This is a genomic window from Xanthomonas sp. BRIP62418 (assembly GCF_003993495.1).
Taxonomy (GTDB): domain Bacteria; phylum Pseudomonadota; class Gammaproteobacteria; order Xanthomonadales; family Xanthomonadaceae; genus Xanthomonas; species Xanthomonas euroxanthea.
In genome coordinates this window covers 21,460-44,903 of the sequence record NZ_QEZG01000024.1, presented here as the reverse complement: position 1 = coordinate 44,903, position 23,444 = coordinate 21,460, and the positions used below count along the sequence as shown (strand labels likewise).

The 23,444-nt window shown below is 66.6% G+C and carries 22 protein-coding genes and 1 pseudogene; 16 read left to right on the top strand and 7 right to left on the bottom strand.

Annotation, left to right across the window (positions count from 1 at the left end):
• Positions 1–274: 274 nt before the first annotated feature.
• The 5 genes from EO174_RS02775 to zwf all read right to left on the bottom strand — a co-directional run bounded on the left by EO174_RS02775 (position 275) and on the right by zwf (position 6,203).
• Positions 275–934, bottom strand: coding sequence for a bifunctional 4-hydroxy-2-oxoglutarate aldolase/2-dehydro-3-deoxy-phosphogluconate aldolase (locus EO174_RS02775; RefSeq protein ID WP_104650443.1), 660 nt, complete (start codon positions 932–934; stop codon positions 275–277).
• Positions 935–986: 52 nt separating this feature from the next.
• Positions 987–2,903 (bottom strand): phosphogluconate dehydratase, encoded by a 1,917-nt coding sequence (gene edd, locus EO174_RS02770; protein ID WP_126942088.1) that lies wholly within the window; start codon positions 2,901–2,903, stop codon positions 987–989.
• A gap of 149 nt (positions 2,904–3,052) precedes the next feature.
• The gene (gene pgl, locus EO174_RS02765; RefSeq protein WP_104582556.1) at positions 3,053–3,772 is read right to left on the bottom strand and encodes a 6-phosphogluconolactonase; all 720 of its coding nucleotides are present in this window, start codon (positions 3,770–3,772) and stop codon (positions 3,053–3,055) included.
• Positions 3,769–4,776, bottom strand: a complete 1,008-nt coding sequence (gene glk, locus EO174_RS02760) for a glucokinase (protein WP_126942086.1) — start codon at positions 4,774–4,776, stop codon at positions 3,769–3,771. Before glk ends, pgl begins: the two co-directional genes overlap by 4 nt.
• Complete coding sequence (zwf, locus tag EO174_RS02755) at positions 4,773–6,203, bottom strand: glucose-6-phosphate dehydrogenase (RefSeq protein ID WP_115676951.1); 1,431 nt, start codon at positions 6,201–6,203, stop codon at positions 4,773–4,775. The genes glk and zwf overlap by 4 nt, the downstream gene beginning before the upstream one ends.
• 421 nt (positions 6,204–6,624) lie before the next feature.
• Between zwf and ugpC the strand changes: the two genes are divergently transcribed.
• On the top strand, positions 6,625–7,713 hold the full coding sequence (gene ugpC / locus EO174_RS02750; RefSeq protein ID WP_115676952.1) for a sn-glycerol-3-phosphate ABC transporter ATP-binding protein UgpC: 1,089 nt from the start codon (positions 6,625–6,627) through the stop codon (positions 7,711–7,713).
• Here ugpC and EO174_RS02745 read toward each other — a convergent pair.
• Positions 7,710–8,600, bottom strand: coding sequence for a folate-binding protein YgfZ (locus tag EO174_RS02745; RefSeq protein ID WP_126942084.1), 891 nt, complete (start codon positions 8,598–8,600; stop codon positions 7,710–7,712). The genes ugpC and EO174_RS02745 overlap by 4 nt on opposite strands.
• On the opposite strand from EO174_RS02745, the gene EO174_RS23400 reads away from it, so the two are divergent.
• The 10 genes from EO174_RS23400 (at position 8,502) to lolD (ending at position 15,253) form a co-directional block, all read left to right on the top strand.
• The gene (locus tag EO174_RS23400; RefSeq protein ID WP_338121599.1) at positions 8,502–8,810 is read left to right on the top strand and encodes a DUF1674 domain-containing protein; all 309 of its coding nucleotides are present in this window, start codon (positions 8,502–8,504) and stop codon (positions 8,808–8,810) included. The genes EO174_RS02745 and EO174_RS23400 overlap by 99 nt on opposite strands.
• Before the next feature lie 55 nt (positions 8,811–8,865).
• Complete coding sequence (gene sdhC, locus EO174_RS02735) at positions 8,866–9,261, top strand: succinate dehydrogenase, cytochrome b556 subunit (protein ID WP_104582560.1); 396 nt, start codon at positions 8,866–8,868, stop codon at positions 9,259–9,261.
• Positions 9,258–9,644 (top strand): succinate dehydrogenase, hydrophobic membrane anchor protein, encoded by a 387-nt coding sequence (gene sdhD / locus EO174_RS02730; RefSeq protein ID WP_016902592.1) that lies wholly within the window; start codon positions 9,258–9,260, stop codon positions 9,642–9,644. Before sdhC ends, sdhD begins: the two co-directional genes overlap by 4 nt.
• Before the next feature lie 33 nt (positions 9,645–9,677).
• Entirely contained in the window at positions 9,678–11,468 is a 1,791-nt protein-coding gene (gene sdhA / locus EO174_RS02725) for a succinate dehydrogenase flavoprotein subunit (RefSeq protein WP_104650447.1), read from the top strand.
• Positions 11,469–11,471: 3 nt separating this feature from the next.
• A complete protein-coding gene (locus EO174_RS02720) occupies positions 11,472–11,681 on the top strand; it encodes a hypothetical protein (protein WP_104582562.1) in 210 nt (69 codons plus the stop codon).
• Between the two features lie 16 nt (positions 11,682–11,697).
• Positions 11,698–12,480, top strand: coding sequence for a succinate dehydrogenase iron-sulfur subunit (locus EO174_RS02715; protein ID WP_024938686.1), 783 nt, complete (start codon positions 11,698–11,700; stop codon positions 12,478–12,480).
• Positions 12,481–12,588: 108 nt separating this feature from the next.
• Positions 12,589–12,837 carry a succinate dehydrogenase assembly factor 2 gene (locus tag EO174_RS02710; protein ID WP_104582563.1) on the top strand — a complete coding sequence of 83 codons (249 nt, stop codon included), beginning with the start codon at positions 12,589–12,591 and terminating at the stop codon, positions 12,835–12,837.
• The gene (locus EO174_RS02705) at positions 12,788–13,240 is read left to right on the top strand and encodes a hypothetical protein (protein ID WP_104582564.1); all 453 of its coding nucleotides are present in this window, start codon (positions 12,788–12,790) and stop codon (positions 13,238–13,240) included. The genes EO174_RS02710 and EO174_RS02705 overlap by 50 nt, the downstream gene beginning before the upstream one ends.
• 23 nt (positions 13,241–13,263) lie before the next feature.
• Positions 13,264–14,505 carry a lipoprotein-releasing ABC transporter permease subunit gene (locus EO174_RS02700; protein WP_126942082.1) on the top strand — a complete coding sequence of 414 codons (1,242 nt, stop codon included), beginning with the start codon at positions 13,264–13,266 and terminating at the stop codon, positions 14,503–14,505.
• Complete coding sequence (lolD, locus tag EO174_RS02695) at positions 14,498–15,253, top strand: lipoprotein-releasing ABC transporter ATP-binding protein LolD (RefSeq protein WP_164739044.1); 756 nt, start codon at positions 14,498–14,500, stop codon at positions 15,251–15,253. Before EO174_RS02700 ends, lolD begins: the two co-directional genes overlap by 8 nt.
• 226 nt (positions 15,254–15,479) lie before the next feature.
• Here lolD and EO174_RS02690 read toward each other — a convergent pair whose 3' ends face one another.
• Positions 15,480–16,544: an SDR family oxidoreductase gene (locus EO174_RS02690; RefSeq protein ID WP_126942080.1), complete on the bottom strand. Its 1,065-nt coding sequence runs from the start codon at positions 16,542–16,544 to the stop codon at positions 15,480–15,482.
• 257 nt (positions 16,545–16,801) lie between these two features.
• On the opposite strand from EO174_RS02690, the pseudogene EO174_RS02685 reads away from it, so the two are divergent.
• The 5 genes and pseudogenes from EO174_RS02685 to lpxK all read left to right on the top strand — a co-directional run.
• A pseudogene (locus tag EO174_RS02685) lies at positions 16,802–19,348 on the top strand (DNA internalization-related competence protein ComEC/Rec2); the annotation flags it as partial.
• Complete coding sequence (locus EO174_RS02680; protein WP_115676959.1) at positions 19,242–19,904, top strand: MotA/TolQ/ExbB proton channel family protein; 663 nt, start codon at positions 19,242–19,244, stop codon at positions 19,902–19,904. The pseudogene EO174_RS02685 and the gene EO174_RS02680, both read left to right, overlap by 107 nt.
• 3 nt (positions 19,905–19,907) lie before the next feature.
• Positions 19,908–20,372: a biopolymer transporter ExbD gene (locus EO174_RS02675; RefSeq protein WP_104582570.1), complete on the top strand. Its 465-nt coding sequence runs from the start codon at positions 19,908–19,910 to the stop codon at positions 20,370–20,372.
• On the top strand, positions 20,369–22,138 hold the full coding sequence (gene msbA, locus EO174_RS02670) for a lipid A export permease/ATP-binding protein MsbA (RefSeq protein WP_104582571.1): 1,770 nt from the start codon (positions 20,369–20,371) through the stop codon (positions 22,136–22,138). Before EO174_RS02675 ends, msbA begins: the two co-directional genes overlap by 4 nt.
• Positions 22,135–23,178: a tetraacyldisaccharide 4'-kinase gene (gene lpxK / locus EO174_RS02665; RefSeq protein WP_119131912.1), complete on the top strand. Its 1,044-nt coding sequence runs from the start codon at positions 22,135–22,137 to the stop codon at positions 23,176–23,178. Before msbA ends, lpxK begins: the two co-directional genes overlap by 4 nt.
• The last annotated feature ends 266 nt before the right edge of the window (positions 23,179–23,444 follow it).

Below are 23,444 nucleotides of genomic sequence, written 5' to 3'. Positions count from 1 at the left end.
TTCGAGAGTGGTCCGCGGGCGCCGGGGCGGGACCTTACACGACATGGCGCGTGTAAGAGCCCCCATGGATGGGTTCACGGCGTGTCCTGCCCCGGCGCCCGCGGGCCGCTCCCACGCATGGAATCAAGGCGCCAGCCAATCGGGCTCTCCTCGACCAAAACCAAACCGCCAGCAACCCGGGCTTTCCTCAGTCAACACCAGGACGCCAGCTGATCAGCGTTCCTCAGCCAACCAGCTTCCACCCGGCTATCCCGCGCGGGATGCGGCCCACAAATCAGCCAGCCCGCACCTGCCGCACGATCGCTGCAGCCTTGGCCGAGCTTTCCTTCACCTTGTCCCACTGGCCCTGGGCCAGCCAGTCCTTGGGCACCATCCACGAGCCGCCGATGCACAGCACGTTCGGCTGCGACAGGAACTCGGCCGCGTTGGCTTCGCTGATGCCGCCGGTGGGGCAGAGCTTGAGCTCGGACAGCGGACCGGCCAAGCCCTTGAGCATTTGCAATCCCCCCACGGCGGTGGCCGGGAACAGCTTGCAGACGCGGAAGCCCAGGCCCATCAGGGTCAGCAGTTCGGTCGGCGTGGCCGCGCCAGGCACTGCGGGAATCGGCGCGTCGGCCAGCAGGCGCGCCAGCGGCGCCGGCGTGCCCGGGGTGACCAAGAAGTCCGCACCGGCATCCACCGACTGACGCAGTTGCAGCTCGCTCAGCACGGTGCCGGCGCCGATCACGATGTCGGGCAGCTCGCGCTTGAGCATGGCCAGTGCGTCGATCGCGACCGGGGTGCGCAGGGTCAGCTCGATCGCGGGCAGGCCGCCTTCGAGCAGCGCATCGGCGACGCGGCGGGCCTGGTCCAGCGTGTCCACGGTGACCACCGGCAGGATGCCGGCGTCGCGCAGCAGCTGTTCGGCGGTGTTCTGGGTCTGGGCAATCGTCATTGCAACTCCGGTAGACGGCGACCGCAGGGCGGTCGCGCAGAGGGAAGGGGAATCAGGCGTCCTTGGACTCGTGCGGTGCGGCGGCGGCCGCTGCATCGGCACCGAGTTCGTACTCGGCGTCGTAGCTCCACAGCGCGCCGTCCGGACGGGTCGGGCCGCAGGAAATCGAGATGGCGCCCTGGTCGGCCGGGCCAACCACCTGGCGGTTGATCGCGAACAGGTTGCGTCCCAGGTCGTTGCCGGCCACCGAGGTGTTCGGCGCGACCTCGCGCGATGCCCATTCTTCGGCCGACACCAGCACTTCCAGCGTGCCGGCTTCGCCGTCCAGGCGCACGATGTCGCCTTCGCGCACACGCCCGATCGGACCGCCGCGTGCGGCTTCCGGGGTCATGTGGATCGCCGCCGGGAACTTGCCCGAGGCACCGGACAGACGGCCGTCGGTGACCAGCGCCACGCGCCGGCCCTGGTTCTGCAACAGGCCCAGCAGCGGTGCCATCGAGTGCAGTTCCGGCATGCCATTGGCACGCGGACCCTGGTAGCGCAGCACCACCACGAAATCGTGCGGCAGCACGCCGGCGGCATGCAGCTTGTTGAGCACCTGCGGCGTATCGATCACCACCGCCGGCGCCTTGATCGTGCGGTGCTGCGGCTTGACCGCCGACAGCTTGATCAGCGAACGGCCCAGGTTGCCGCGCAGCAGGCGCAGGCCGCCCTGCGACTCGAATGCGGCGCTGACTGGGCGCGCCACGCTGTCGTCGGCGGTGGTCGCGGTGCCGGGCACGTACACGATCTTGCCGTCCTGCAGGCGTGGCTCGTTGGCATAGGCGCGCATGCCGCCCTCGACCACGGTGGGCAGGTCGTCGTGCATCATCCCGGCGTCCATCAGCTCGCGGAACACGAACGCGGTGCCGCCCGCAGCCTGGAAGCGGTTCACGTCGGCTTCGCCGTTGGGATAGATGCGGGTCAGCAACGGCACGGTCTGCGAGATCAGGTCCATGTCGTCCCAGGTCAGCACGATGCCGGCCGCGCGCGCCACCGCAATCCAGTGGATGGTGTGATTGGTGGAGCCGCCGGTGGCCATCAGCGCGACCACGGCGTTGACGATGGCGCGCTCGTCGATCAGGCGACCGAACGGACGGAAGTCCTGGCCCAGTGCGGAGATTGCCAGCGCACGCGCGGTGCCCTCGCGGGTCAGCGCATCGCGCAATTGCAGTTCCGGGTTGACGAACGAGGCGCCGGGCAGCTGCACGCCCATCGCTTCGAGCAACACCTGGTTGGAGTTGGCGGTGCCGTAGAAGGTGCAGGTGCCGGGCGAGTGATACGAAGACGATTCGGCTTCCAGCAATTCGGCGCGGGTGGCTTCGCCAGCGGCGTAGCGCTCGCGCACTTCGGCCTTCTGCTTGTTCGGAATGCCCGGCGTCATCGGGCCGGCCGGCATGAACAGCGCCGGCAGGTGCCCGAACGCCAGCGCGCCGATCAAAAGGCCCGGCACGATCTTGTCGCACACGCCCAGGTACACCACGCTGTCGAACATGTCGTGGCTCAGGCCGATCGCCGTGGCCTGGGCAATGTTGTCGCGCGAGAACAGCGACAGCTCCATGCCCGCGCGGCCCTGGGTCACCCCGTCGCACATCGCCGGCACGCCGCCGGCAACCTGCGCGGTGGCGCCGAGCGTACGCGCGGTCTCACGGATCAGCTGCGGGTAATGCTCGAACGGCTGATGTGCCGACAGCATGTCGTTGTAGGCGGTGATGATGCCCAGGTTGGGCGTGGCCGCACCGCGCAGGCGCGACTTGTCGGTCGGCTCGGACGCAGCGAAACCATGCGCAAGATTGCCGCAGCTCAGACGGCTACGGAACGGACCCTCGCGCAGGGCGGCATCGAGACCGGCCAGATACGCCGCGCGCGACGGCGCGCTGCGCTTGCGGATACGGTCGGTGACAGCTTGGATGTTCGGATGCAGGCTCATTGGCTACCGGCTATGAGAAACGGGGGAAGAAAGTAATCACGCTTTTTTAGATCCCCGCACATGGATGTGCGGGCTGTTGCGAAGGAGTCGCACAAAATCGGCTGTTGCGAAGGACTCGCACCAAATCGGCTGTTGCGAGGGACTCGCACTCAAGCACACCAGTGAACCCGCAACTTCGGGCCCGGCTGCTGCAGCGCCACCCGGATCGGATACTCGCTGACATCATCGCCCGCCAGCGCAGCCTGCAATACGTCAAGCTTCTGCTTGCCGCGCAGCAGCAGCAAGCGGGTCGGGATGGTGGCAAGCCCGGCCGGTGTCAGCGTGATCCGCAGCGGCCACTGATTCGAACCGGGGCAGCCGGTGGCATCCAGCGACGCATAGGGCTGCGGGCTGGAAAGCGCCTTGCTCAAGTCGGTCGAGCCCGGAAACAACGAGGCGGTGTGGCCGTCGCCGCCCATGCCCAGCACTGCCAGGCATGCGGGTTCGGCATGCCTGGCCTGCAGGTTCGCGGTGTGCACGCACTCGGGCAATTGCTTGCCCGGGCGCACCAGCGGAATGAAGGTCGCCGCCGGTGCATGGGTCAAGAAGCTGTGATTGACCAGCCAGGCGTTGCTGTCCTGATCCTGCGGCGAGAGCCAGCGCTCGTCGACCAGGCCCACTTCCACCCGCGACCAGTCCAGCGGACGATGGGCGAGGGATTCGTACACCGGCGCCGGTGTGGTGCCGCCGGACAGCAGCATGCGCGCCTGGCCGCGGCGCGAAATCTCCTGTTCCAGCAGGTCGGCCATCTCGCTGGCGACCGCCTCGGTCCATTCGGCCGGGTCTTCGTAGCGCACCAGTGTGATGCGCGGATTGTCCTGCAGGTTCATCGCTGCTCCCCTGGATGCTGATGCTGCGCATCCACCGCATAGGCGGCGGCGCCGAGCAGGCCGGCATGCGGATGCATGACCGCCAGCGACGGCACCCGCGACATGATCGCGGAGAAGCGTCCCTTGTGTTCGAAGCGCTGGCGGAAGCCGGAATGCTGCAGCGAATCCAGCACCTTGGGCACCAGCCCGCCAGTGAGGAACACGCCGTCCCAGGCGCCCTGCATGAGCACCATGTCGCCGGCGATCGCGCCGAAGATGGCGCAGAACAGATCGATGGTGCGCGACGAGCGCGGGTCGCCCGCCGCCGCCCGTGCGGTGATGTCCTTGGGCTGCAACGGACCCGGGTCGACCCCGGCGATCTCGCTGAGCGCGCGGTGGATGTTGACCAGGCCGGGGCCGCAGATCAGCCGCTCGTTGGAGACCCGGCCGAACTGCTCGGACAGGATCTCCAGGATGCGGATCTCCTCCGGCGTGCCGGGCGGGAAGCTGACGTGGCCGCCTTCGGTTTCCAGCGGGAAACAGCGTCCGTTGCGGATGATCAGCCCGCCCACGCCCAGCCCGGTGCCCGGGCCGATCACGCCGTAGTTGCGCGCCTGGTCGATCGGCGCCGGCCGCCAGCTGGCGCCGCCGACCTGGACCACGTCCTGCGGGCGCAGCAGGCTGATCGCCATGGCCTGCGCGGCGAAGTCGTTGATCAGGTGCAGGGTGCTGAAGCCCAGCATCGCAGCGGTGCGCGAGCGCGAGATCACCCACGGATGGTTGGTGATGCGTGCCTCGTCGCCATCCACGCGGCCGGCCACGGCAAACACGCCCTGGGTGGCCTGCACGCCGATCTGGTCGAGGTAGTAACGCGCGGCTTCGCCGAGCGAGCCGAAATCGACCACCGCAAATTCGCGCGAGGTGTCATCCAGCAGCGGTACCGAGGCGTCGACGTCGGCCAGCGCGAAGCGCGCATTGGTTCCGCCGATATCGGCAACCAGCACCGGCTTGGAAGGAGCGGTCATGCGGTGTGTCCCTGTGCGTCGGTGGCGGGGGGCAGGAAGGGGGCCGCGGCATCGGGGCCCCAACTGCCGGCCGGGTAGGGCTGCAGTGGCAACTGCGCGTCTTTCCAGGCATCGCTGACGCTGTCGATCCACGACCAGGCGGCCTTGACCTCGTCGTCGCGCACGAACAGCGCCGGGTTGCCGTTGAAGGCATCCACGAACAGGCGCTCGTAGGCGATGCGCCGGTGCAGGCCGGTTGGCACTGACAGTTCCAGTTCCAGCGGCTGCAGCTCGATCGCCCCCCATTCCGGGCCGGCCAGGCTGCTCATCAGGCCGAGCTCGATGTTTTCCTGCGGCTGCAACTGGAAGGTCAGCCGGTTGGGCACGGCGTTCTGCCGGTCCGGGCGCTCGAACAGCCAATGCGTCACCGGCTTGAGGGTGACCACGATGCGGGTGGAGCGCTCGGCCAGACGCTTGCCGGTGCACAGATGGAACGGCACCCCGGCCCAGCGCCAGTTGTCGATATGCGCGGTCACCGCGACGAAGGTCTCCACATCGCTGCCTTCCGGTGGGTGATACGCCTGCGCCGGCTGGCCATTGATGCTGCCGGCGGTGTAGCGGCCGCGCACGCTGTCATGGGCGGCATGCTCGGCGGTCATCGGGCGCAGGGCGCGCAGCACCTTGACCTTCTCGTCGCGGATGCGGTCGGCTTCCAGCGAGGCCGGTGGCTCCATTGCCACCAGGCACAACAGCTGCAGGATGTGACTCTGCACCATGTCGCGCAGCGCGCCGGAGCGGGCGTAATAGGCATCGCGCCCGTCCACGCCTTCGCTTTCGGCCACCAGGATCTGTACCGACTCGATGTAGGTGCGGTTCCACACCGCCTCCAGCAGCGTATTGCCGAAGCGCAGCGCGATCAGGTTCTGCACCGCCGCCTTGCCCAGGTAATGGTCGAGGCGGAACACGCGGTCTTCGTCGATCAGCGCGCCGATCGACTGCAGGATCTCGCGGGCGCTGTCCGAATCGTGGCCGATCGGCTTTTCCAGCATCAGCCGGTGCGGCGCGGCCAGCGCGCCGCCCAGCGCCAGGCCCTGGCAGGTGCTGATGTACAGGCCCGGCGGAATCGCCAGATAGCTCACGCACTGGCGGTTGGCCAGCTCGCGCACGGCATTGGCCACCGACTCGGCATCGCGCAGATCCACCGAGCGGTAGTCGACCCGCTGCAGCAGCGTCTGGATCTGCTCGGGCGTGGCGATCGGCAGTGCGGCGGCCAGGCGCGGGCGCAGGACCTCGCGGAAGGCCTCGGTGTCGTGCGGCGACAATGCCAGCGCACGGATACGGAAATCCTCCGGCAGCAGGCCGTCGACGAACAGTCGCAGCAGGGACGGGAAGAGATAGCGCTGGGCGAGATCGCCGGTGGCGCCGAACAGGATCAGGGTGTTATGCATGGACCGAATTTCAGATTCTGGAGACATCGTGATCAGCAGCTGGTCGGAAAGGCGCCGGACAGCCGGCGGTCGGTATGTCTGTTCCTGAGCGTCACTGGCGTGCGCGCAGCGGGGGATGGACGCGCGCGCCCAGTCCCCGATTGTTGCAGCAAGTGGCCGTCAGCGGTTAGCGCCGCGGCGGTAGACCTGCCCATGCGTGGCCGGATGCCGGCCCTTGCACGGTAGGCTGCACCGCTTGAAACAGCGGCTTGGGTTGGTGGCGGCATGGTCCCTCCCGAGATCGATGTTGCCATGTGAAAACGATTACATGTCAGAATAAACCAATGCATTCGTTTGCAGGAGATTTCCTTGCAGGCGCATGTGGCGTCACCGCCGTCGGGAGGGCCGAGGGCAGGGCGCACAACTTACGTTGAGGCCGAAGATGGCGAAAGTGCAGTTGGAAGGTGTCCGCAAGGTCTACGAGAACGGCCAGGTCGCGGTGCAGGGTGCGAGTTTCGAGGTCGCCGATGGCGAGTTGATGGTGCTGGTCGGTCCGTCCGGCTGCGGCAAGTCGACCCTGTTGCGCATGATCGCCGGGCTCGAGGACATCAGTGCCGGCACGTTGAAGATCGGCGAGCGTGTGGTCAACGACGTGGCTCCGAAGGACCGCGACATCGCCATGGTGTTCCAGAGCTATGCGCTCTACCCGCACATGACCGTGGCCGAGAACCTGGCCTTCGGGCTCAAGTTGCGCGGCCACCCCAAGCAGGTCATCGCCGAACGGGTCAACAACGCCGCCGAGTTGCTGGGGCTGACCCCGATGCTCGACAAGCTGCCCAAGGCGATGTCCGGCGGCCAGCGTCAGCGCGTGGCGCTGGGACGGGCGATGGTGCGCGAGTCGTCGGTGTTCCTGCTCGACGAGCCGCTGTCCAATCTGGATGCCAAGCTGCGCCACAGCGTGCGCACCGAGATCGCGCAGCTGCATCGCAAGCTGGGTACCACGATGATCTACGTCACCCACGATCAGGTCGAGGCGATGACGCTGGGTCAGCGCATCGTGGTGCTCAAGGACGGGGTGATCCAGCAGATCGACAGCCCGATGGCGCTGTACGACCGCCCGGCCAATCTGTTCGTGGCCGGATTCCTGGGCAGCCCGGCGATGAACGTGCTGCAGGGGCGCCTGGATGAGCAGGACGGCCTGCATCTGGTCATGGCCGATGGCTGGCGCGTGCCACTGGGTGCGGCCCGCATCGATCGCAGCTGGTTCGGTCGCGACGTGATCGTCGGCGTACGCCCGGAGCACCTGCAACCGTCAAGCGATGCCGCACTGGGCTTCGATGCGCGTATCGATGTGATCGAGCCGGTCGGCAACGAGATATTCCTCAACCTCGACCGTGGCGGCCAGCCGCTGGTGATCCGTGTCGCACCGCAGGCCTTGCCGGCGGTAGGCGAGCCGCTGCGCCTGGCGCTGCGCAGCGAGGCGCTGCACTTCTTTGACCCGGCCAGCGGCGAACGGCTGGCGCCGGCCTAACGCGCCAGACCCTGCACGAACGCAAGCGGGCGGGCGGTATGCGCGCCCGCCTGCAGCACGGCGTCGGCCTCCAGGGTCAGCTCCAGCGGCAACACCGCCAGCGCGAGATCGCCCGCCACGCTGACCAGCGTGCCGACGGTAGTCTCGCCCAGCAGCACGGCCTGGCCCGGTTCTGCCGCGGCATCACCGACGGCCGCCTCGACCTGCAGCAGCTGCAGCGCACGCTTGGCCTTGCCCAGGAAATGCGTCCGCGCAACGATTTCCTGGCCCGGATAGCACCCCTTTTTGACGCTGAAGGCGTGCAGGCGATCCAGCGCCAGCTGTTGCGGCGTCCATTGCTCGCGCTGCGCGTCGGGCAGGCGCGCCAGCCCCAGTTGCAGGTCCGCACGGCGCCAATCGGCGTCCATGCGGGCAGATTCGATAGGCGCGGCCAACGCCTGCTGGTCCGACAGCAGCACCAGCGTGCGCGGCAGGGCAGGGCTGCCCATGTCCAATTCGATACGCTGCGTTCCGATATCGGCCTGCGCGCCATGCGCGCACGCAGGTGTGGCGAAGCCGCCATAGGCCGAAAGCGCCGCCACGCCGATCTTGAGCTTGCGTCGGAACACAAAACGGCCGAGTTGCGCCGCGATCCCGGCCGCATCGCCGTCGGGCAGCAGCAGCAACAGGTGCGTGTCGTCCTCACGCAGGAGTGCGAAGATGGCGATCACGCGCCCCTTCGCCGTCAACCACGCATTCCATTGCCACTGCCCGATCGCCAGCGCCTGTACGTCGTTGGCAAATTGCGCATGCGCGAACGCCACTGCATCCGTCCCGGTCAAGCGGACGTATTGCATGTCATGCAGGGAGCCAAAACCCTGCGGAATAAGATTCAGGTTGTCAGCCACGGAAGGGGAGGACTAAAATCGCAATGTTGTGAGACCACTATGATAGGCCATCCAACCCCCACCCCAGCGCAGGATTCCGAGACGCAGCCTTCTCCTCAGGAGCATATTCCCGAGAAGCAGCCACTGCCCAAGGAAATTGGTGGACGCGACGGCCCTGAGCCAACGCGCTACGGCGACTGGGAAAAAAATGGACGCTGCATCGATTTTTGAGCAGCTTTTAGCCACAGCGGCCTAGTGCCGCCCAGCCGAGATACGAGCCCAGCGAATGGCGATCCGCGAACGTCCTCTTTCCCCGCATCTCCAGGTGTACCGCTGGCAGATACAGATGGTGACCTCGATTCTCAATCGAGCCACCGGCATCGTACTGTCCATCGGCGCTCTGGCGATTGCCGCCGCCCTGCTGACGTTGATGCTCGGCCCCGACCACTGGAATTGTTTCCGCGCGCATGCCGGCGCCTGGTACGGGCAAGTGTTCCTGTTCGGCTGGACCTGGTGCTTTGCGTTCCATCTGTTTGGCGGCCTGCGCCACATCCTGCAGGACTTCGGGCAGGGCTATGCAGTGCGCTCGTTCGTCAGCCTCGGCTGGCTGTCGCTGATCCTGAGCTTCGTGCTCACCGCTGCCATCTGGGCATATGTGCTGCTGGCCGGAGGTGCCGTATGAACCGCTACCGTACCCCGTTGAAAAACGTGCGTGGCCTGGGTGCCGCCAAGACCGGTACCGAACACTTCGTGGTGCAGCGCCTGACCGCCACCGCCCTGGTGCCGCTGTCGATCTGGTTCCTGATCTTCGTGCTGAGCCTGATCGGTGCCGATCACGCCGCAGCCAGTGCCGCCGTGGCCAAGCCGTGGAACGCGATTCTGTTGGTCGGCTTCCTGATCGCCTCGTTCTGGCATGCGCAGCTGGGCATGCAGGTGGTACTGGAAGATTACGTGCACAACTCGCTGCTGGCGCTTGCGGCGCAGACGATCGTGCGCTTCGTCGCCGTGCTGGGCGCCATTGTCAGCGTGTTTGCCGTGGCGCGTATTGCGCTTGGCATCAGCTGAGTCGTCCGCGACCAAACAGGAATCCATAATTCGATGTCCGCTTACAAGATCACAGAACACAAGTACGACATGGTCGTGGTGGGCGCCGGCGGTGCCGGCCTGCGCGCCACCTTCGGCCTGGCCCAGAAGGGCTTGCAGACCGTCTGCCTGACCAAGGTCTTCCCGACCCGCTCGCACACCGTGGCGGCACAGGGCGGTATTTCGGCCGCGCTCGGCAACATGGGCGAAGACGACTGGCGCTATCACTTCTACGACACCATCAAGGGCTCCGATTGGCTGGGTGACCAGGACGCAATCGAGTACATGTGCCGCGAGGCGATCCCGGCCATCATCGAGCTCGAGCACTACGGCGTGCCGTTCTCGCGTACCGAAGATGGCAAGATCTACCAGCGCCCGTTCGGTGGCATGACCACCAAGTACGGCGAGGGCCCGTCCGCGCAGCGCACCTGCGCGGCGGCCGACCGGACCGGTCACGCGATGCTGCATACGCTGTATCAGCAGTCCTTGGCGCACAACGCGCGCTTCATGATCGAGTACTTTGCGCTCGACCTGATCTTCGACGAAGAGGGCGTCTGCCGCGGCGTACTGGCGCTGGACATGGCCGATGGCAGCCTGCATCTGTTCCGCGCCCATGGCGTGGTGCTGGCCACCGGCGGCTATGGCCGCGCCTACTTCAGCGCCACCTCCGCGCACACCTGTACGGGTGACGGCGGCGGCCTGGTGATGCGTGCCGGCCTGCCGGTGCAGGACATGGAGTTCGTGCAGTTCCATCCCACCGGCATCTACGGCGCGGGCTGCCTGATCACCGAGGGCGTGCGTGGCGAAGGCGGCATCCTGCGCAACAGCAACGGCGAGCGCTTCATGGAGCGCTATGCACCGCATTACAAGGATCTGGCCTCGCGCGACGTGGTGTCGCGCTCGATGACCGTGGAAATCCGCGAAGGCCGCGGCGTGGGCGAGCACAAGGACCACATCCTGCTCGACCTGACCCACCTCGGCCCGGAAGTCATCAACGAAAAGCTGCCCGGCATCGCCGAGAGCGCGCACATCTTTGCCGGTGTGGACGTGACCAAGCAGCCGATTCCGGTGTTGCCGACCGTGCACTACAACATGGGCGGCATTCCGACCAACTTCTACGGCGAAGTCGTGCGCAAGCAGGGCGACAACCCGGATGCGGTCGTGCCGGGCCTGTATGCGATCGGCGAAGCCGCCTGCGTGTCGGTGCACGGCGCCAACCGCCTGGGTTCCAACTCGCTGCTGGATCTGGTGGTGTTCGGTCGTGCGGTGGCCAACCGTTGCGCCGAGACGGTCAAGCCCAACCAGCCGCACAAGACGCTGCCGTCCGATGTCTGTGACAAGGCGCTGGGCCTGCTGGACAAGTTGCGCTACGCCAACGGCTCCACGCCGACCTCGGTGATCCGCGACAACATGCAGCGCACCATGCAGTCGGACGCGGCCGTGTTCCGTACCAGCAAGACGCTGAAGGAAGGCGTCGACAAGATGGCCGAGATCTTCGCCAGCTTCGAGGACGTCAAGGTCTCGGACCGCTCGCTGGTGTGGAACTCGGACCTGATCGAGACCTACGAGTTGAACAACCTGCTGCTCAATGCAGTGGCGACGATCAACTCGGCCGAGCAGCGCCACGAAAGCCGCGGCGCGCACTCGCACGAAGACTTCCCGGACCGCGACGACGTCAACTGGCAGAAGCACACCCTGGTCACCGTCGACGACAAGGGCAAGTGCGAGTTCGAATATCGTCCGGTGCACATGTACACGCTGAGCAAGGACGTGGACGTGGTCCCGCCGAAGCCGCGCGTTTACTGATCGATGCGCATGGACCGATCCGCTTGTGCGTTGCCTCTGCCGGCCGGTCTGTCCGGGCATGGCAGCGGCGCACCGTTGCAGGCGGATCGTGTCCTGACGCAGCGGCAACGCCGGCACGCCGCCGGCCGTTGCGCCACCGCTTCGGCAGTGGCGTCCGTCATCTTTACCTTCATGCGCACGGTGCGGTCGTCGTCCGCACCGCGCATCGCCTGAGCCAACGAGAGCAGCTATGGCAGAGTTCACCCTCCCCAAGAATTCAAAGATCGGCAAGGGCAAGCATTACCCTGCGCAGGGCGCCAAGAACACGCGCACCTTCAAGGTCTACCGCTGGGATCCGGATGGCGAGGCCAACCCGCGTACCGACAGCTACGAGATCGATCTCGACAAGTGCGGCCCGATGGTGTTGGACGCGCTGATCAAGATCAAGAACGAGATCGACCCGACGCTGGCGTTCCGTCGCTCCTGCCGCGAAGGCATCTGCGGCTCGTGCGCGATGAATATCGACGGCACCAACACGCTGGCCTGCACCAAGGCGATTGCCGCCTGCGGCAAGGCCGAGGTGCCGATCTATCCGCTGCCGCACATGAGCGTGATCAAGGACCTGGTGCCGGATCTGACGCATTTCTACGCGCAGTACGCATCGATCAAGCCGTGGATCCGCACCCAGACCCCGCCGCCGCCGGACCGCGAGCGCCTGCAGTCGCCGGAAGACCGCCGCAAGCTCGACGGTCTGTACGAGTGCATCCTGTGCGCCTGCTGCTCGACCAGCTGCCCGAGCTACTGGTGGAATGGCGAGCGTTATCTGGGCCCGGCGATCCTGCTGCAGGCGTATCGCTGGATCATCGACTCGCGCGACGAAGACACCGGTGCGCGCCTGGACGACCTGGAAGATCCGTTCAAGCTGTATCGCTGCCACACCATCATGAACTGCGCGCGGACCTGCCCGAAGGGCCTGAATCCGGCGCTGGCCATTGCCGAGATCAAGAAGCTGATGATGGCGCGTCGCGCCTGATCGCAGGTATTGACGTCCCGCCTTGGCGGGGAGAGGGTTCACAGCGGCACCGGCCCTTGGTCTGGTGCCGCTGTCGTTTTCGGCGCCGCGTCAGGCGAGGAGAGTGAGATGGATGAACAAGTCCTGCTGAAGAAACTGCGCTGGCGTTGCCGGCGCGGCATGCGCGAGCTCGATCAATTGTTCGGGCGCTATCTGGATCAACGCTGGGCGCAGGCTTCCGAGTCCGAGCGCGCGGTTTTCCTACAGCTGCTGGATTGCGAAGACGATAAGTTGTGGCGCTGGTTCATGGGATACGAGACCTGCCCCGATGCCGCCAACGCCGCGCTCATCGCCGATATTCGCGCCATGCCGGCTTGAATGGCGCCCCTCGCGCGGGCTGGTCTGCGCACTGGGCGTGCTGAGTGCACTCGCGTTGTGGGCGCTCTGGCGTAGCGGGGTGCCGCTGTGGTTGGCAGTGTTGTTGTCGGTCTATGCAGTGGTGGCGGGCGGCCGATCCTTACGCGTGCTGTTGCGTTCGCCAGCACGCGAGGTGATCGTGCCGTGGGGCCAAACGCCTGCCAGCGTTGACGGCAAGCAGGTGCAAGGCCTGCAGGTGGCATGGCGCGGCCCGATCGCGGTGGTGTCGTGGACTGGCCCGGATGCACGTCGCCGGCGCCTGCATTTCTGGCCGGATACCTTGCCGGTGGCGCAGCGACGTGAACTGCGTCTGGCCGCTCAGGCACACGCCATTTCGTCCGGGCGGCCGCAAGTGGCACCATAGCGTCCCTTTCCTGGTTGAACCGCATGTTCAAACCTATCCCGGTTGCCATCGGCTTGCGCTACCTGCGTGCCAAGCGGCGCAATGGCTTCATCTCGTTTATCTCGATGGCATCGATCCTGGGCATCGCCCTGGGCGTGACCGTGCTGATCACCACGCTGGCGGTGATGAGCGGTTTCCAGAAGGAGATCCGCGATCGTCTGCTGCAGATGGCCGCGCATGCCACCGTCAGTGCGGACGGCGCGCCGATGCACGACTGGCAGCATGCGGTCGAGGTCGCCATGGCCGATCCGCGCATCGCCGGTGCCGCGCCGTATATCGAAACCGAATCACTGCTGCAGGGCCCGCGCAAGCAGCCGGCGATCGTGCGCGGCATCGTTCCTGCCGAAGAAGGCAAGGTGTCGGTGCTGGCCAAGAAGATGCAGCAGGGGTCGGTCGACAGCCTGACCCCGGGCTCCTACAACATCGTCATTGGCAAGGAGCTGGCGATCTGGCTGGGCGTGGACGTGGGCGACAGCATCGTCGTGCTGCTCAGTGATACCCAGGCCACGCCCCTGGGTGCGATGCCGCGGCTCAAACGCTTCACTGTCAGCGGAATCTTCGAGGCGGGCTACAACGAGATCGACCGCGGCCTGGCCGTGGTCAACATGCAGGACCTGGCGCGCGTGCTGCGCATGGACGGTGTCACCGGCGTGCGGCTGCGCCTGCACGACATGGACCAGGCCTGGCCGGTTGCGCGCGATCTGGCGGTGAAGTTGCATGGTCCGTACCGGGTCAGCGACTGGACCCAGGAGAACGCCAATCTCTACCATTCGTTGAAGATGGAAAAGACCGTGATGGGCATCCTGCTGTCGCTGATCGTGGCGATGGGTGCGTTCAACCTGGTGTCCTCGCAGGTGATGCTGGTCACCGACAAGCAGGCCGATATCGCCATCCTGCGCACACTGGGCCTGTCGCCTACGGGCGTGATGCAGGTGTTCATGGTGCAGGGTTCGTTGATCGGCTTCATGGGCACGATCATGGGCGTGATCGGCGGCATCGTGCTGACGCTCAATCTGGAACGCATCCTCGGGGTGATCGAGACGATCTTCAGCGTCAAGCTGCTGCCCGAGGACGTGTATTACATCACCGGGTTGCCGACCGACATGCAGACCCAGGACGTGGTGGTGATCACCGTCGTCGCGCTGGTGATGAGCTTCCTGGCGACCCTGTATCCGGCATGGCGCGCGTCGCGGACCCAACCGGCGGAGGCGCTGCGTTATGAATGAGATCAGGGAATCGGGATTCGGGAATCGGGAATCGGCCGTGCAGACGTCAAGCCACGCAGAAGCAGTGATCCGCGCCGAGGGTCTGGGCAAGACCTATGCCGAAGGCAAGATGCGCACACCGGTGTTCGATCGATTGGATCTGACCGTGGCGACCGGCGAGACCGTGGCCATTGTCGGTGCCTCCGGTGCGGGCAAGAGCACGCTGCTGCATCTGCTCGGCGGGCTGGATGTTCCGACCTCGGGCGAGGTGTATGTGGCCGGCCGGCGCATGTCGGCGTTGTCCGATGGCGAGCGCGGCAAGTTGCGCAATCAGGCCCTGGGCTTCGTGTACCAGTTCCATCACCTGTTGCCGGAATTCACCGCGCTGGAAAACGTGATGATGCCGGTGCTGTTGTCCGGAAAAGAGGTCGCGCTTGCCCGGGCGCAGGCCTTGCAGCTGCTGGAATCGGTCGGGCTCGGACATCGCATCGAACACAAGCCCAGCGAGTTGTCCGGTGGCGAGCGCCAGCGTGCGGCCGTGGCGCGTGCGCTGGTGAACAAGCCGGGCTGCGTGCTGGGCGATGAGCCAACCGGCAACCTGGACGACAAGACCGCCGAGACCGTGTTCGAGCTGATGCTGGAACTCAATCGTGCACAGCGCACCAGCCTGGTCCTGGTGACCCACGACCGCAGTCTGGCCCGGCGTCTGGACCGCGTACTCGAATTGCACCAGGGCAAGCTGCGCGAGTTGGCGCCGTCTGCGGTGTAGGACGCACTGTCTGGCCGTCGGGCCAATCCCTGGCGGCTAGAGGGTGTTGAATCGCGGGTTTCCGATCGAAGATCCCGCATCCGGTTACCGATGCACCTGTGTGATGGGCGACCGGATGTTGCGACACCCTGTTCGCGCTGTATGCAGCGCCCGCAAGCATCGTCGCGTCGATGCGCGCTTTGACAGGAAACGGTCGCCGTCACGTGGGTGACGACGACCGGGTGCATCAGGGAATGATGCGCTGCGCGCGCAGGCGCGTGAACAATTCCAGGAACGATGCACGGCTGTCGTAGAACTCCAGGAAGCCCAGCTCGCGGCTCTTGGTCATGTCGTTGACGCACTCGATCTCGCGGCCCAGGTCGGCATCGGTGTGCCACCAGGATGCCAGCCGGTTGACGTCGGCTTCCACCAGGCCATGCTGCTTGGCGATCTCGCTCCACACCGCCGGGGCGGTCTCGCTCAGGCGTGCCTCCAGCGGCATCGGGGTCTCGGGGCAGGGCGCAGCTTCGAGCCCGAAGAAGTCGGCAATCTGGCTCCACATCCAGCGCCAGCGGAACACATCGCCATTGACGGTGTTGAAGGCCTGATTGCGCGCGGCCGGGCTCAGGCCGGCCCAGGCCAGCTGCTTGCCGAGCAGGCCGGCGTCGGTCAGGTCGGTGAGGCTGTTCCACTGCGCCTGCGATCCGGGAAACACGAACGGCTGGCCGGTGTGCTTGCACAGCGACGCGTACACCGCCAGCGTCACGCCCATGTTCATCGCATTGCTGCCGTTGGCCATGCCGATCATGGTGTGCGAGCGATGCACGCTCCAACCGAAGCCATGCTGCTCGGCATGCGCGAACAGCAGGTCTTCCAGCGTGTAGTAGAAATTCTCGCCGGGCTGGCGTGGTTCGCTTTCGCGGAACGGGGTTTCGGCCTTGCCGCTACCGTAGTTCTCGAACGCGCCCAGGTAGTGTTTGGTGCCGGTGACCAGCGCCATGTGCTGCAGCGGCGCATCGCTCAGGGCTTCGCACAGATGCCGCATCATCGCGCCGTTGGCTTCGACGTTTTCACGCTCGGTGTCGCGCCGGGTCCAGGTGCAGAAGAATACGTGGGTGATCGGCAGGCCACCCAGCGCCTTGCTGGTGCTCTCGGCATCCAGCAGATCGGCCGCAAGCGGGATCACGCCATCCTGAGGCAGCGGGCGCCGTGCCAGGCCGTAGACGGTCCAGCCGTCGGCCACCAGGACATTGGCGAGGTTGTAGCCGGAAATGCCGGTGACGCCGACAATCAGTGCAGTGCCTTTACGCATGGGGGAAGCTCCTCGAAAACAGTGGCGAACATAGCGCGGCGGCCATGAAATCGAGGCGAATGCAGGCCGATACGGTCGATGTGCGGCCCGTACACACTGTCCTGCCCAGCGTGTTGCGCGGCCGATAGGAGGACGCTCCCCCGGCCGGATGCACCACGGCAGGCGCCGCCTTTTTCCTACCAGGCACAGCACCGATCGCTGCTGTGCCCGACACGGGCGCTGGCCTAACCTGAGTCGGTGGATGGACCACGGCCAGGATGGCGACCGACAGCATGCATGCGTCAGCACAGGCATCGCCTTCGCCGCAGCGCATATCGACGATAACGATCGCAGCGGCATTGTTGCTGGGCATCGTGGTGTGCGCATGGTCGCCTGCGCTGCTGTCGCGTGCGGTCTATGCGGCCTGCCTTGGTGCGGCGGCGCTGGGCATCGGTATCAGCACATGGCTGCGTTTGCAGCCAAGGGTGCTGGTGTGGGCGCTGGCCACCGCCGTTTTCGGTTTCGGGCTGATGGGCTGGCAGGTCGCCGGTGTCCTGCAGGCACAACTGCGCCCGCAGGATGAAGTGCGAGAACTGGCGGTGCGCGGTCAGATCGTCGAATTGCCGGTCGCCGAGCCACGACGCACGCGCTTTCAACTGCGTGTGGATGACGATCCCGCGCAGCCTGCCGCACTGCGCGGCCAGCTGCTGCAGCTGGCCTGGTATGACGATTTCGGTGCCGAGCGGATGGGGCCGCGTGGTGCGCTGCGCGCAGGCGCAGGCTGGCAGCTGCGGCTCAAGCTGCGTGCGCCGCGTGGCTTGCGCAATCCTGGCGGGTTCGATGCCGAGCGGCATGCGCTGGCACAGCGCATTGCCGCGACCGGCTATGTACGGGTGCCGGCCGCTGCGCAGCAGGTCGCGGCACCGCGTGGGGTGGATGCCTGGCGCGAAGGAATGTCGCAGCGCATTGCCGAGCGCGTGCCCGGGCCGTCGACGCCTTACCTGCGCGCGCTCGCGTTGGGCGACACGCGCGGGCTGGACGACGCGGCCTGGGCCACGCTGCGCGCGACCGGGCTCAGCCATCTGATTGCGATCTCGGGGTTTCATGTGGGGCTGGTCGCTGCATTCGTGGCCGTGCTGGTCGCCGGGCTCTGGCGTTGCTGGCCAGCGCTTGGGACCCGGATTCCGCGTGCCCACGCGGCGGCAGTCGCCGCCTCGCTCGGTGCGGTTGGTTATGCGGTGCTGGCGGGTCTGGCGCTGCCCACGGTGCGCACCGTACTGATGATTGCCGTGGTCGCGTTGGCGCGGGTGGTACGGCGCCGTGCCACCACCGCGCAGATCCTCGCGCTGGCGATGTTGGCAGTGCTGCTTTGGGATCCGCTGAGCGTGCTGGTGGCCGGCTTCTGGCTCAGCTTTGCCGGGGTGGCCTGGCTGGTGTGGTGTCTGCCAGCGGACGATCGCGCGATCGTGCGGGGCTTCCTGTCCGCCCAGACCGTGGCCACCGTCGGCCTGCTGCCGTTGACCGTCAGCCTGTTCGGGCAGGCATCGTTGGTGGGGCCATTGGCCAATCTGGTCGCCATTCCCTGGTGGACCTTCGTGGTGGTGCCACTTGCCTTGCTGGGGACTGCGCTGGAAGCACTTCATCCGGGCCTGGGCGTGTGGGCATGGCGATTGGCGGGCTGGTGCTTCGAGCTGTCCTGGCCGGGCCTGGTCTGGCTCGGGCAGACGTCGGTGGCGTTGTGGTGGGTGCCCGAGTCCGATGCGACCGCCTTGGTCGTGGCCCTGCTCGGCGCGTTCTGGTTGTTGCTGCCGCGCGGCACGCCCGGCAAATCGCTGGCGGTGCTGCTATGGCTGCCGCTGCTGTGGCCGGACCGCGAACTGCCTGCGGCGGGCGAGGCCGACGTGCAGGTGCTGGACGTGGGGCAGGGCCTGGCGGTGCTGGTGCGCACGCAACGGCATGCGCTGCTATTCGACACCGGTCCGGCGGTGCGCGATGGTTTCGATGCCGGTGAGCGGGTGGTGCTGCCGGCATTGCGCGCGCTCGGCTTGCGCCGCCTCGATGCCATCGTGCTCAGTCATGCCGACGCCGACCACGCTGGCGGCTATGCGGCAGTACGTGCGGGATTGCCCGTTGCAATGACGGCGGCGCCGCCACAGGCGCCGCTGGACGTCAGCACGCGCTGCCGTGCCGGCCAGCAGTGGGTATGGGACGGTGTGCGCTTTCGCTTCCTGCATCCCAGCGCCGGTTTTCCGTATCTGCGCAATCAATCCAGTTGCGTGCTGCGTGTCGAGACGCGCCATGCAAGCGCGCTGTTGCCGGGCGATATCGGCGAGATCGTCGAGCGGCGCCTGCTGCGGCAGCATGCCCCGGAGTTGCGTGCCGATCTGGTGGTGGTCCCGCACCATGGCAGCGCCGACGGCTCGCATGCCGGCTTCATCGCCGCCACCGGCGCGCGGCTGGCGCTGGTGTCTTCCGGACACGGCAATCGCTTCGGCCACCCGCGTGCCGAGGTGGTGCAGCGCTGGCAGGGCAGTGGCGCGGAGCTGCTCGACACGGCCCAGGCCGGGGCGATCCGGGTCTGGCCGGGCGCCGACGGCCTGCAGGTACGCGAGCGGCGGCGCTGGCAGCCACGGCTGTGGGATGCTGCGGAACGGCGGCGGTCGGCTGCTATCCTATCGACCAGCGAATAGGCGGCCGCGTCGCCGGAGGAATCGAATCGTGTTGGAGCTGGTCAAGGCAGGCGGTTGGCCGATGGTGCCGTTGCTGTTGCTGGGCGTGATCGCCCTGGCGATCATGCTGGAGCGCCTGTGGAGCCTGCGCCGCAACGAGGTGGCCCCGCCAGGCCTGGGCGAAGAGGTCCGCAACTGGGCTGCGCGCGGCAAGCTGGATCCCAGCCACATTGAATCGCTGCGTCGCAATTCGCCACTGGGCGCCTTGCTGGCCGCAGCGCTGGACGTGCGTGGGCGTCCGCGTGAGTTGATTCGCGAGCGCATCGAGGACACCGGCCGGCACGTGGTGCACCGCATGGAGCGCTATCTGAATGCATTGGGTACGATCGCCTCGGCCGGGCCGTTGCTGGGACTGCTGGGCACAGTGGTCGGCATGATCCAGATGTTCCTGGGCATCCTCGATCACGGCGTGGGCGATGTGAACCAGCTGGCCGGCGGCATCGGCAAGGCGCTGGTGTGCACGGCCACCGGCATGATCATCGCGGTGCCGGCGTTGATGGCGCATCGCTTCTTCAAGGGCCGCATCGCCGGCTACATCATCGAGATGGAGCAGGAAGCCACCTTGCTGCTGGACACCATGGACGGCCGCTCGGTGCCAGCCGCCGCGGCGCCGCTTGCGGCAGCTGGCAAACCCGTCATGGCAAAGGGCTGACGGATGCGCATCGGCAGTGACCGACGCCAGGACGAGCCGCATATCGATCTGGTGCCATTGATTGACGTGATCCTTGTCCTCATCATCTTTTTCGTGGTGACCACGACCTTCGACGCACGCTCCACGCTGCAATTGCAGCTGCCGACCGCCAGCGACCAACACACCAGCGCGCCGCCGCGTTCATTGAGCGTACTGGTCAATGCCGACGGGCGTTATTTCATCAACGATCAGGAAGTGCTGCGTTCGGATGTGGATTCGCTCAAGCAGACCATTGCCCAGATCGCCGGTGACGACCGCGAGCAGACGGTGTTGATGCGCGCCGATGCGCGTACACCGTATCAGGCGGTGGTGACCGCGCAGGATGCGCTGGGGCAGCTCGGCTTCCGCCGCATCGCGATCGCCACAGCGCCGCAGGCCGGCACCACACCCACACCCGGCCACACACGCACTAACGGAACCCGCCAGTGACCACCTCCAACGACCGCCCGGCGCCAGTCTCGTCCTGGCGCACGTACCGTCGCCTGCTGGCCTTCGCCAAGCCGTATCGCCTGTTGCTGGTCGCCGCGCTGATTGCCGCGCTGATCGAAGCGGCCGGCACGACCGGCTTCCTGGCGTTGATGAAGCCGATCACCGACGAGACCTTCATCTACAAGAATGCCGAGGTCAGCCGCTGGCTGCCGGTGCAGATCATCCTGTTGTTCGTGGTGCGCGGGGTCGCCGGCTACATCACCGATATGGCGATGGGCAAATCCGCACGCAGCATCGCGCGCGATCTGCGCGTCAAGGTGATGTCCAAATACCTGCGCCTGCCGGGGTCGCGCTTCGATTCCGAGCCGGTCCCGTCGATGTTGATCCGCCTGGGCTCGGACTCGGATCAGGTGGCGCAGGCGGCGGTGGATGCGGTCAAGGTGATGATCCAGCAGTCGCTGCAGGTGATCGGCGCGTTGGCGCTGATGCTGTGGCATAGCTGGCAGGTCACGCTGACCATCCTGGTGCTGGCACCGGTGCTGGCCTGGGTGATGGACAAGGTGGCGCGGCGCTACCGGCGCATCAGCCACAGCATCCAGGAAAGCGGCGCGCATCTGCTGCAGGCGGCCGACCAGACCTTGTCCAGCCACCAGGAGGTCAAGATCTACGGTGCCCAGCAGACCGAAATGGAGCGCTATGGCGCGCTGGCCGACCGCAATCTGCGGCTGGCGATGAAGGTCGAATCCACGCGCGGCATTTCCACCGCCACGGTGCAGATGATCGGCGCGATCGGTCTGTCGGCGCTGCTGTTCGTGGCTGGTGCGCAGGCATTGGCCGGGCGGCTGACCGCAGGTGATTTCGTGGTGCTGATGACCTCGATGCTGACGATCATTCCCGGGCTCAAGCAGCTCACCAATGTGCAGAACATGGTGCAGCGCGGCCTGGCCTCGGCCGAGCGCCTGTTCTCGGTGCTCGACAGTGCCGACGAGCCGGATCAGGGCACGGTGCCGCTGACGCGCGCCAAGGGCTTGATCGAGTTCCGCAACGTCACTGCGCGTTATCCGGGGCAGGTGAATCCGGCCCTGGCCGAGGTCAGTTTCGTGGCGCAGCCGGGCACGGTGACCGCGATCGTCGGGCGTTCCGGCAGCGGCAAGTCTAGCCTGATCAAGTTGATTCCGCGCTTCTACGAGGCAGAGTCCGGGCAGATCCTGCTCGACGGGCACCCGGTGCAGGCGTACGCATTGGCCGATCTGCGTCGGCAGATCGCCCTGGTCGGCCAGCAGGTGATGCTGTTCGATGGCAGCATCGCCGACAACGTCGCCTATGGCGAAATGCGCAGTGCCGACGCCGGCCAGCTGGAACGCGCGATTCTGGGTGCCAATGCGATGGAGTTCGTCGCGCAGCTGCCCGAAGGGCTGCAGTCGCACGTGGGCACCAAGGGCGGGCGCCTGTCCGGTGGCCAGCGCCAGCGTCTGGCGATCGCGCGCGCGATGCTCAAGGACGCGCCGATCCTGATCCTGGACGAAGCCACTGCGGCGCTGGACAACGAATCCGAACGCCTGGTGCAGGACGCCCTGCATAAATTGATGCCGGACCGTACCACCCTGGTGATCGCGCACCGCCTGTCCACGATCGAGCATGCCGACCAGGTGCTGGTGATGGACCAGGGTCGCATCGTCGAGCGCGGCACGCATCGCCAATTGCTGGAGCAGGGTGGCTTGTACTCGCATCTGCACGGCATGCAGTTTCGCGAACGTCAGGCATGAGCAAGCGCGGCGCCCGCACGCCGGGCTACTGGTACGACAATGCGCCGATTCCGCTGTCGGCGCGCCTGCTGGCGCCGGTCTACGGTGCTGCCATCGCGCTGCGACGCGCGCTGTATCGCCGCGGCTGGCGCAAGCGCCACGGCGTGCCGGTGCCGGTGATCGTGGTGGGCAACGTCACCGCCGGCGGCACCGGCAAGACCCCGTTGACGATTGCCCTGGTCGCCAAGTTGCAGGAAGCCGGCTGGACGCCCGGCGTCGCCAGTCGCGGTTATGGCCGCGAGGCGTCGGATACTGCACGCTGGGTCGAGGCGGACACGCCGGTGGCGCTCGGCGGCGACGAGCCGGTACTGATCGCCTGGAAAACCGGCGCGCGCGTGCGCGTGGACCGCGATCGCCTGGCCGCGGCGCGCGCCCTGGTCGAAGCAGGCTGCGACATCGTCGTCTGCGACGACGGGCTGCAGCACTACCGGCTCGCCCGCGATGTGGAGATCGAAGTGGTCGATGGCCAGCGCCGTTACGGCAACGGGCGCCTGTTGCCGGCCGGGCCGTTGCGCGAGCCGGCGGCGCGTGCGCGCGACTGCGATTTCCGCGTGGTCAATCTGGGCCAGGCCAGCGCAGCGACGACGACACCCGTGCCCGCGCCCGATGACGCCGGATTCGGCGAATGGCAGATGCGCCTGAGCATCGACAGCGTGCAACCGATGGATGGCAAGCGCGCTCAGCCATTGAGCAGGCTGGCCGGCCAGCGCGTGCATGCAGTGGCCGGGATTGCGCATCCGGAACGCTTCTTCGCGATGCTGCGCGCGCGCGGCATCGGTGTGGTGCCGCATGCCTTTCCCGATCACCACGTCTATCGCGCCGCCGACTTCAGTTTCGGCAGCCGCCTGCCGGTGCTGATGACCGAAAAAGACGCGGTCAAATGCCGGCCCTTCGCCGACGAGTGGCTGTACAGCGTACCGCTCAAGGCAGAGTTGCCGGCGGCGTTCTGGGTGAGTCTGCTGGATCGCCTGGACAAGTTGGCGAGTCGGCAAGGCGTTTGAACGCTGCGCCGGTAGTGGTGATCTGCGGCTTGGTTGCAGGGCCCTTGCCCACCCACCGTCGCGGGACACGCCGCAAGTACATCCATATAGGCTCTTACGCGGCATCCATGCCGCGTAAGGTCCCGCGACGGTGGGTGGGCAAGGACCAATCACGATGATCGGTGTGCATGTGCGAGCAGTGCATGCATCGGCGTGCTAGTGCTATGTAGGGCATCGCTGCCAAACTGAACACCGCGACTTCGCTCAATCACACAACGACATCATGC